14 protein-coding genes are annotated in these 8,753 nt (G+C 64.9%); 6 read left to right on the plus strand and 8 right to left on the minus strand.

Features of this window, described 5'->3' with window-relative positions; genetic code table 11:
- Positions 1-649 precede the first annotated feature (649 nt).
- Together P7D22_RS13310 and P7D22_RS13315 are read right to left on the minus strand one after the other, a co-directional pair.
- A complete protein-coding gene (locus tag P7D22_RS13310; protein WP_319934732.1) occupies positions 650-991 on the minus strand; it encodes a hypothetical protein in 342 nt (113 codons plus the stop codon).
- A 76-nt stretch (positions 992-1,067) separates the two neighbouring features.
- Positions 1,068-1,244, minus strand: a complete 177-nt coding sequence (locus P7D22_RS13315; RefSeq protein WP_319934733.1) for a hypothetical protein — start codon at positions 1,242-1,244, stop codon at positions 1,068-1,070.
- Positions 1,245-1,360: 116 nt separating this feature from the next.
- On the opposite strand from P7D22_RS13315, the gene P7D22_RS13320 reads away from it, so the two are divergent.
- Complete coding sequence (locus P7D22_RS13320; RefSeq protein WP_319934734.1) at positions 1,361-1,552, plus strand: hypothetical protein; 192 nt, start codon at positions 1,361-1,363, stop codon at positions 1,550-1,552.
- On the opposite strand, the gene P7D22_RS13325 is transcribed toward P7D22_RS13320, so the two are convergent.
- Entirely contained in the window at positions 1,530-1,733 is a 204-nt protein-coding gene (locus tag P7D22_RS13325) for a hypothetical protein (protein WP_319934735.1), read from the minus strand. The two genes, P7D22_RS13320 and P7D22_RS13325, sit on opposite strands and share 23 nt — an antisense overlap.
- Before the next feature lie 168 nt (positions 1,734-1,901).
- Positions 1,902-2,156, minus strand: coding sequence for a helix-turn-helix domain-containing protein (locus P7D22_RS13330; protein ID WP_319934736.1), 255 nt, complete (start codon positions 2,154-2,156; stop codon positions 1,902-1,904).
- A 256-nt stretch (positions 2,157-2,412) separates the two neighbouring features.
- On the opposite strand from P7D22_RS13330, the gene P7D22_RS13335 reads away from it, so the two are divergent.
- The gene (locus tag P7D22_RS13335; RefSeq protein WP_319934737.1) at positions 2,413-2,631 is read left to right on the plus strand and encodes a hypothetical protein; all 219 of its coding nucleotides are present in this window, start codon (positions 2,413-2,415) and stop codon (positions 2,629-2,631) included.
- Positions 2,632-3,117: 486 nt separating this feature from the next.
- A complete protein-coding gene (locus tag P7D22_RS13340; protein ID WP_319934738.1) occupies positions 3,118-3,333 on the plus strand; it encodes a hypothetical protein in 216 nt (71 codons plus the stop codon).
- A gap of 33 nt (positions 3,334-3,366) precedes the next feature.
- On the opposite strand, the gene P7D22_RS13345 is transcribed toward P7D22_RS13340, so the two are convergent.
- From P7D22_RS13345 to P7D22_RS13355, 3 genes are all read right to left on the minus strand, one after another.
- Positions 3,367-4,134, minus strand: a complete 768-nt coding sequence (locus P7D22_RS13345; protein ID WP_319934739.1) for a DUF5758 domain-containing protein — start codon at positions 4,132-4,134, stop codon at positions 3,367-3,369.
- Between the two features lie 186 nt (positions 4,135-4,320).
- Positions 4,321-4,545, minus strand: a complete 225-nt coding sequence (locus P7D22_RS13350) for a helix-turn-helix domain-containing protein (RefSeq protein WP_319934759.1) — start codon at positions 4,543-4,545, stop codon at positions 4,321-4,323.
- Between the two features lie 154 nt (positions 4,546-4,699).
- Entirely contained in the window at positions 4,700-5,578 is an 879-nt protein-coding gene (locus tag P7D22_RS13355) for a tyrosine-type recombinase/integrase (protein ID WP_319934740.1), read from the minus strand.
- Positions 5,579-5,755: 177 nt separating this feature from the next.
- Between P7D22_RS13355 and P7D22_RS13360 the strand changes: the two genes are divergently transcribed.
- From P7D22_RS13360 to P7D22_RS13370, 3 genes are all read left to right on the plus strand, one after another.
- On the plus strand, positions 5,756-6,442 hold the full coding sequence (locus P7D22_RS13360; RefSeq protein WP_319934741.1) for a ParA family protein: 687 nt from the start codon (positions 5,756-5,758) through the stop codon (positions 6,440-6,442).
- Position 6,443: 1 nt separating this feature from the next.
- The gene (locus P7D22_RS13365; RefSeq protein WP_319934742.1) at positions 6,444-6,734 is read left to right on the plus strand and encodes a ribbon-helix-helix domain-containing protein; all 291 of its coding nucleotides are present in this window, start codon (positions 6,444-6,446) and stop codon (positions 6,732-6,734) included.
- A gap of 479 nt (positions 6,735-7,213) precedes the next feature.
- The gene (locus P7D22_RS13370) at positions 7,214-7,750 is read left to right on the plus strand and encodes a helix-turn-helix domain-containing protein (protein WP_319934743.1); all 537 of its coding nucleotides are present in this window, start codon (positions 7,214-7,216) and stop codon (positions 7,748-7,750) included.
- Between the two features lie 58 nt (positions 7,751-7,808).
- On the opposite strand, the gene P7D22_RS13375 is transcribed toward P7D22_RS13370, so the two are convergent.
- Positions 7,809-8,660, minus strand: a complete 852-nt coding sequence (locus tag P7D22_RS13375) for a hypothetical protein (protein ID WP_319934744.1) — start codon at positions 8,658-8,660, stop codon at positions 7,809-7,811.
- Between the last annotated feature and the right edge of the window lie 93 nt (positions 8,661-8,753).

The following is an 8,753-nucleotide window of genomic DNA, read 5'->3' on the forward strand; positions in this document are numbered from 1 at the left end:
TTGTTCAGTCTATGGTGCCCGCCGCGGCCTCTCGGCCTGCCCTGAGCGGCGTCAGCGCCGCCCTCATCGGCTAACCTCAGCCGCCGCTGACGCCCTTTTCGACCGCTACGCGGCTTGAGTTGCATGGGCGCACGCGAAGACCATCGCGGAGCGCGAGGCGCTCCAGAACCGGCAAGATCCGCGCGAGATCGAGTTTGCCGCCTTCCGGGCGCAGGATCGACGTCGTTGGGCGCACGATCGCTATCGCATTGCTGATGACCCGATGATGCGGGCCAGTGTCCTCAGCGCTGCGCCCTCGACCCGTGCCGCCGTGATCCTCTCACACGCGCCGGCTGGTCGCGCGGTGAGAGCTTGGCCGGCGGATCGTGACCGGGGCCTGGAAGGTCTCCCGGGTGGCTTGGCGGCTGTTCCTCGATAGCGACGGTGCGGGCCTCCGGGCCTACCACGAAGGGCACCGCGATCACCCCACCGTCGCCGCTGCCTTCGCCGCCATCGGCATGGCCCAGGCCAGCGCCTCGAGGCCGCTCATGCCGGCTTGACGGCACGCCTCCTGCATTGTGTCACAACGTCGTCATGTTGACTTGCCTTGATGGCGTAGAACGGCACGCTTGGCCTGTCTTCCTACTCGCCCGGTGTCCCGTTTCTGGGCTCAGTAACCAAACTCATGGCGATAGCCGTAGCCGCCGCCATACCCGAACCGGCGATGGCCATAGCCGTAGGGACCGCGGAACCCATATCGCCGGCCATAGCCATACGGCCGCCGATAGCCGTAGTGACGCCGATACCCATAGCCGCCGCGGAACCCGTAGGGCCGCCGATATCCGTACCCGCCGCCATAGCCGTAGCCGTATTGAACCTGCTGCACGCCAGCCGGCGCCGTATCCTCAGCAGCGATCGTCGTGGGATGCGACACCGGCATGGCCGAAACTTCGGTCGCGCCGATTCCAACCAAGCCGCATAGAGCGACGATCGTCGTCAAAAAGCGTTTCATTCCCTCATCCTCCCAATCTGGTCGATAGGGAAACGAGGCCGGGCGTGGCCGTGTTCCGTGTCGGCTGCCCGAGCCTTCAAGGCGCGCGCAAGACGACCTGGCATTGGTCCGTGAGCCTGTGCACCCGGCGCGTCACGCATCCGTCCGTCAGGTGATCGCGCAGGAACGCCATGGCCATGTCGCCGTCGGGCATCGATGCCCCCAGTTCGGCCACGTCCACGACCTTGGACAGACCGCAGCCGAACTGGTTCACATCTCAGCAAGCATCCACATCGAAAAGCCAGTCTAATCTAACCCATGTGAGCCGCGTCCGAGAGCGCCAGGCGCATTCTTGTCGCACGTCCGAGACGACGTGAGAGGAGGACCAGCATGCCTGCAGTGGCGTTCAAGGAAGGGGTTGTTGCCGCGAAGGTCGGCGATGATGAAGGGATTAACCCTCACACGCCCGGGTCCGATAAGCATGCCGCGTGGTCCACGGGCTACGTCGCCGCTGAAAACGCACTCAAGGCCGACCTGTTCGAGCCTGCGCTCACCAGCTTTAACGAGGCAGATCCGGCTTAGGCTCATCAAGCCGGTTCATGGCTTCTTCCGCTCTGATCCGCTTTCGCGCCGCTTCCCTATACTCGAAAGCTCGGTCCGGGTGTGATCGGGAAACGTGCTCCCAATCAAGCGCCTTGCCCTCAAACGTGACAGGGTGCTCCTTGTGAATGGCCTCGGCCATTCGCTCGATCTCGTCATCCATGGTGGCTGCCTCCTTCCTTCAGCATAGCCGGAAGTTTGGCGATCGTGGGAAAGCAGCTCGGCCGTATGTCGCTCGGTCCCGCATGGCACCCTTGCTTGAACTCTGCCGTGGCATCCGACGTAAACACGAGCCACACGCCGCGCCTGTCGGAGGTCCACGGGGACGGTATCACGGCCCACAGTCAGACTTCTTCGGCCCCATGCCGATCCCGGTGGTGAGCCACCCATAGGAAACGCCGAAGGCCTCGGCGTAGCGGCGCAGTTCGGCCGGCTTCACGCTCGTCACGCCCTGCTCATGGTAGCCGTAGGTTTGGGGGTGCATGGCCAGCCGGATCACTGCTGCGTCGAAGCTCAGGCCGGCGGCCTCTCGGGCCTGGACGAGACGGCGGGCCACGGAGGCGTTGGCGGGGTTCGGCTTCGGCATGCTCGGCAACGTGGCAGGGCGGATCGCTCACCCGCACCATGCCCGCACAAGCCTCAACAGGCATCTACGATCTGCCGAGCTTTGCTCGCCCGGGTGGGGCTCGGCGCTTTTCTCAAAGCGCGATGGCGTTAGGGTCGGCGTCCGACAGTCCAGCCTTGTGGTTTCTCACGCGACACCCGCACCTTTCATTTGGTGGCGCTGCTATGCTTTTCGAAGTAGGCTTGTGGCATATTGTCTCGCATTCGTTGGACCGGTCATGCTGCGACGGATCATTGTCACGATGCTGCTTGCCGCAGTAGCTTCGGCTGTAACACCCATAAAAATTCCACTGCATCCGCCGTTGGTTTCAAAACACGCGACTGCCTTATACGCCCCTCATTTGTTCGCCTGGCGAGCTTCGCTGAAAGCCACGATCCATATTGCTGGGTGGGCCGCAGCTTGTGTGGTGGTTTGGGGCGCAGTGATTTTCGCCTGAGCAACGTCGTTCTTATCAGCCGACCGCCCAGCCAGCGGCGAAGACAAGGCAGACGAGCAATCCCACCCCGACCATGACTGGTAGCGCGAGGCTGGATGATCCTGGTTCCACATTACCTCCCGCTGTAGGATGCGATCTCAATTTGCGTTTACCACGAGAGGGCGGCCGGAGATCGATGATGATGTGCGGCGCAGCAGCACAGCCGCATCAAACGTAGTTAACACTCTGAGAAAAGTCTCCGTTCGGCACCTATGCGCAAGCACGGCTACCTCAATTGGCGTACCTGATGCATTGCTGTTGCTCGCCCTTCTTGGGCGTTTCCTCCCTAGACTTGGGCCGTCCACGGCAACGTGAGGCGGACTCTTTGTTTGGTGATCTGCGCAGAGGCGGCGTTCAGGTTGCAGGGTTGCAAGCGGCAGCCCGGTCGCCATGTTCGATTCATCACCGGCGGCCAAGCCGGCACCAAGGCCAGCAACAGGACAGCACGTGACAGATCACCAGCAATCGCAGGATCACGCCTCCAACGCCGCAAACGACACAGCCGAGACCAAGGCGGAGCACGCGAAGTCGGCGCTTGCTGAAGCGGTGGCGAAGCGCACTGAGGAGCGCAAGCTGAACGACCAGCGACAGGGCGGAGGAGCGCACGGCGGCAGGCCGATGTCGAACCTAAAGGGCTCTGCTCAGACGCGCGGAAAGCTTTGACGCCGTTGGCGGCCTGATCGTCCCTGGCCAGCCTCACAGCCCTAACGCGGTGAGGTTCGGCGCGGTCGATGCCGTCGAAAGGTAGCCCGTCGCGGCCTCGAGCAACGTCAGGAAGCCGTAGATGCCGACTTGGCTTCGGCTGTCCGAGAAGGAATACGAGCTGCTGTTGCCGTACACGTCCTTGGCCGTGACCTGGCTGCCGGGCGTGTAGGTGGTCGATGCGTCGGATATGCTCTTGGCGCTGGTGACGGCGTTGCCGTTGCCGTCCACCAGCGACACGACATTGGCATCTTCCGATCGGATCTGCCGGTTCGAGCCGTAGAGAAACAGCGAACCCTTGAGGCGCTGCGCGGCCGCCGGCACGGTCAGCTTGGCGATCACGTTGCCGGCGCACGTCTTGTAAAACGTCAGGTCGCCCGCGAGGTCGGCATCCGCGATCGGCGTGGACTTTGTCTGATAGAGGGTCTGCATCTGCGCAGCCGTCATGCTGACGAAACCGCCGGTCGGGTTCCCGGCACCAAGGCCGATGATGCAGGTATCGCTGAGAACGCCGATCTGCCCGCCATCCAAGACTTGATAGCCCACGCTCCCGGCGGTCAGTGCCGCCTCGAGGCGGTAAACCGCGCCGCCTGTGGCCTCGAAAACCGTCAGGATACCGGTCGTGCTGCGGCAGAGATCGCGCGTGCTCCGGCTTTGATCGGCGCGAAGCTCAACCCCCCCTCTGTGGACCGCGTGAGGGTAACGACACCTGTGGCCGAGCTTGGGAAGGTGAGATTGACGGTGAAGGTCGCGTTCTGCCACGGCGTGAACAAGGGCGACATGCCGACCCCGCTAAGGGTGCCGCCCGGGGCAAAGTCTCTGAGCAGGGTGGCCATCAACGGTTACCTTCGATCCAAGGCGCTGGTGCGCCGATAGGTCGACCGTGGCACTACCTGAGATCCTGAGCGATGCCAGGATGTTCGGCATGTTCGTGATGTTCGAAAATAATCAGGCGGCGAGAGCGGATCGTAGGTAGGGCGTCAGCGTCGGGTCCATTCGCCGGCCCGCCCGCAGAGCGTCCATGGCGAATTGGTTTGCGTCCGCGTAGACCCTCAGGGCGACGCGGGACACCCGCCAGCGCCCGCCGTTGATGCGCCGGCCGAGGTCGTAGCGTTCCACGATGCGGCGCGTGTGCGTCGGCGTGATGCCGAGGAAGGTCGCCGCCTCCGCGATCGTGCAGGCTTCGGCAGGATCGTAGGCCGCAGGATGTGCGGCGAGGGCTCGGCCGGGATCTCAAGGTGGAATCTGTCGAACATAGGGCACGAACCTTGCGAGCTACCAAACAATGTTGCTAGCAACGTACACTGGTACGACCATAGCGGCGTGCTTAAACACCGAGATAGCGTGCCGAGCTATCGGACGGCCGGGCATGGGTATAGCGCCCCGTGGTCGCTACGCTGGCGTGCCCCAATGTCGCCTGCACGAGGTGGATCGGCGCGCCCCGGTCAAGGCTGTGCGAGGCGTGAGCGTGCCGGAGCCAGTGCGCCGACACGTCGGCCGAGAGGCCAGCCCGCGCCGCCGCCGCCTTTACGATCCGGTGGAGCTGCACGCGGCTCAGCGCATCACCTTTGCGGGACGCAAACACGACAGTGTCCGGCAGGGCATCTCCTCGGATCGCTGCCAGCACCTTCCATGTGTTGACCGACAGAAGAACGACGCGCGTCTTGCCGCCCTTTCCGAACACGGTCACTTGCCCAGCGCCCTCGCGGGCCGCGAGATCCAGCCAGCGGAGCGCGCATACCTCGGAAGCCCTGAGCCCGCCGCCGTAGGCCAGCGTGAGCAGCGCCCGGTTTCGCGGACCGGGCACGAGCGCGATCAGGCGCGTTGCATCAGCTTCGCTCATGATCCGCTCTGCCAGCGTGTTCTTGACGGCCGGCGCCTTCACCACCTTGCCGACATTGAGCGGCAGATAACCAATGTCATGGCCGAAGCTGAACAGGCTCTTGAGCGCGGCCGTGGCGTTCGCCCGCGTGGCCGGCGTCTGTGCTAGCAGCGTAGCGAGATAGCTCAGCACGTCCGAAGCCCGCAACTCACGAAGCGGCCTGTCAACGTAGGCTATATAACGCCGAGCCTGCCGGGCATAGTTGTCCCGTGTGTGCTTGCTCTCATGCCGGCCAAGCCACGTCCGAACCAGGTCCGCGTCGCCGTCCTGCTGACGCACGGCTGGCGGCATGGGCGACTCCACGATCGTCAATGCGGTGCTCATGATGGATGCCTCCGAAAGCGGCCGTCTTGGGCCGGTGAAACATAAGGCCACTTGTGTTACATTCGCCTTTATCGCAGTGTCAACGCACGTCGCTATGGTGCTAGCAAACTGCGGAAGCAGAGATCTTTCACCCTTTCGCGATACAGCCGCAGGATTGAAGCGCGCCACCGTCGTGCCGTGCTGCAATCGCAGAAAGGGGCCGCCTTGCACGTCGTGTCGTTCTCAAGCCGGAAGGGCGGCTCGGGCAAGAGCACTCTGGCGGCGCACCTGTCAGTATTCGCCGACAGGCTCGGGCAACCGGCGCTCCTGATCGACACGGACCCGCAAGGCTCGCTCGCGTTCTGGCATGAGCTGCGCGCGGCCGAGACGCCCGTCCTGGTGAAATGCGACCACAAGGAGATTGCAGCCGTGATCGCAGACGCGAGACGCGAGCAGGTTGATTGGGTGTTTATCGACACGCCGCCACATGCCTCGGCCGCCATCGCCGACGCCATGCGGGCATCCGACCTTATTGTGATCCCGCTGCGGCCAGCCGTGTTCGACATCGCGGCTGTCGCGACAACGCTGGAAATGGCCCAGGCCATCGGCAAGCCCGTGCTGCCGGTCATCAATGCGGCGCCGGCTAAGCGGATCATCGGTGAGCCGGCCGTAGTGCATGAAGCCAGGGCGGCGCTCAAAGGCCTCGGGGCAACCGCGTGGGCCGGCCAGGTGACGCAACGCGCCGCCTTCGGGCATGCGCTGGCGAGCGGCCAAGCCGTCAACGAGTTCGAGCCGAGCAGCGCGGCGGCGAAAGAAATGGAAGCCCTCTGGGCCACGGTTCAGGCCACCGTGACAGGCAAGCCGACCAAGAAGGGCAGGAAGTAGGATGGCGACCAAGCGGCAACCCCTGTCGGGCCTCAGCGAGCGCCTGCAACGCAAGCCCGCCGCGCCGGCCGCAGCTCCGGCCGAGGTCATGACCGACGAACACGAAGCGCCTCGCGCTCCGAAGCGAGCCAGCCAGCCGGACGGACGCAAGGGCATTCTCGTTCGAGCCCGCCCCGAGGCGTGGAAGGCGCTCAAGATCGTCGCCCTGGATGAAGGGCTAACCCTGCAGGATCTTATGGTGCAGGCCATCAACGACGTGCTGACGAAGCACGGTAAGCCGCCAGTAGCGTAGCGTGCCAATGGCCGTGGCACCAGCATGCGTCGCAACATTGCTAGCAGCATAGCGCCGTGCCGGCGCAGCAATCTGCGATCAAACCGAGTGCCCTTCCGCAGCGTGCTGGTTTGACATCGCGCGCCCTTGCCCGCCTCATGGCCGCTTCGGCGGCGCGGTCTCGCCTGACGAGTCGCGCGCCGAAAAGGAGATGGCCAACGCTGCACTAGGACGCTGAAACGAGAAGACCCCCAGGCTTGCCGGCCCAGGGGTCTTGAAATCGAATGAGACGCTTCGGTCTCCAGTCAATTCCGAACGTCTCATAGCTCCCGCCAGGGAGTCAACGGAAAAGCGGTCGCTTCTCCGATCGATGTTGTTTTGCCGCTCCGCAGCCCTGATTGAGGGCAGGGGATATGCTGAGAAGGATACGCCGTGGGCGCGAGCGCCTGTTCGGTGATGGCCGACCTGTGCCGCTCGACAGGAACGCGAAGGCACGGGTCATGGTCCTGGCCCGCGCCAAGCTGCGCCGAGACGCGCCAGGGCGGCACTACGGTCCCGTGACGGCCAAGGCCTATGCTGTGCTCGAGGCTCTGCTGTGGGCCTTCCATAACGCCCGCACGGGCTTGTGCTTTCCGTCCTACGAGACGATCGCCGGCCGGGCAGGGTGCGCCCGCTCCACGGTGGCGCTCGCCATCAAGGCCTTGGAGGGTGCTGGCATCCTGACGTGGGTGAACCGGCTGCGGCGCGTGAAAATGCCCGGGCCGGCCGGTTGGCGCTGGCGCGTGCTGCGCACGTCGAACGGCTATCGCTTCACCGACATGCCTGAGCCCAACATTACCGAAACTGATGCAGTGACGCGGCCTCGCGCTTCTCAGATGCTTTCCAAGTCCGAAGATCCGTCTCGAACCACAAACCAAGATTCTTTCTCAATAGACGCGCCTAGTCGGCACGACATGCCGGCAGGCGAAACCCCGTTAGATGCAGCATTGAGAAGGCTCAAAGGAGCGGTGCAGCGACTCCAACCCATCACGCGATAACCAAACAACGGCAGCAACACCGCAATGTCAGCCGGAAGCTGACTGCATCGGGTCGAGCCTACCCGGCTTGCTCGGCCCCAACACGCGGCCCAGCGTCGGATAGCGCCTGACGGGCATTCTGCGCCTGCGGCATGGTATCCACAGCCCCTTGCGCGGCGCGCTGGACACCCGGGCCGGTGGCCGAGGTGTTCGGGTAGACAGGGCCGATCGACCCATCCTGCGGCACGGCCGGCACGGTGCCCACGCGGTCAATCGCAGCGCAGCCGGCCTGCTGCACCTGCTCTGGCCGGTCGGCATAGAACTTCGCCATCGTATCGGCGCCGCCGCGCGACTGCTCCACGACCCGCTGAAGAGAGCCGAGGCGCGTGCCGCCGCCCGTTACCTGCCGGACGGCCTCCGCGAGCGAAATGGGCGAGCCCTGGCGCGTCGCCGCGTCCATCAGGTCTTGCGCCTGGCCGAGCGTTGCCGCGTCAAGCCCGCCGGCCGCGTCGGACAAGGCCGCCGCCAGCGCAGCGCCGGCCCGCGCGTAAGGCTCGAGCCTCGTCCCCTGGGTTGCCTCTCCGGCCGCCTGCGATGCGATGGCAGGGGCCACCCCGTATTTTAAGGCGGACAGGAAGCGGCCACCTGTGGCACCCGGCAGGAACTCGCCGGCCGCTATGCCGAGACGGTCGGCGCGAGTCTGCGGCTGGTAGACCGGCAGGCCTGCCGCCTCAAGGCCGCGCTCGGCACCCTGAACGCTGAGGTAGTCCGACAGGTCCGGCGGCTGCTGGGTGGCGGGCTTGGAGGGCTGGGGCAGCACCGTATCGAACGCTGCATTCATGTAATTGCGCCCCGCCCGGTCGATGGCCGCCGGCAGCGTTGCCAGCCCGACCATACCCTTGCCGACGCCGACCGCGGCAGACGCCGCCATATCCTTAGCCGTGTCCATCCAGCCGCCGCCCTGCGGCCCAGGCGCGTCATGGACCCGCACTTCCTGAAATCCCGCCCATGGGTCCGCAGCGGG

It is taken from the genome of Lichenihabitans sp. Uapishka_5, from assembly GCF_033947565.1.
Taxonomy (GTDB): domain Bacteria; phylum Pseudomonadota; class Alphaproteobacteria; order Rhizobiales; family Beijerinckiaceae; genus Lichenihabitans.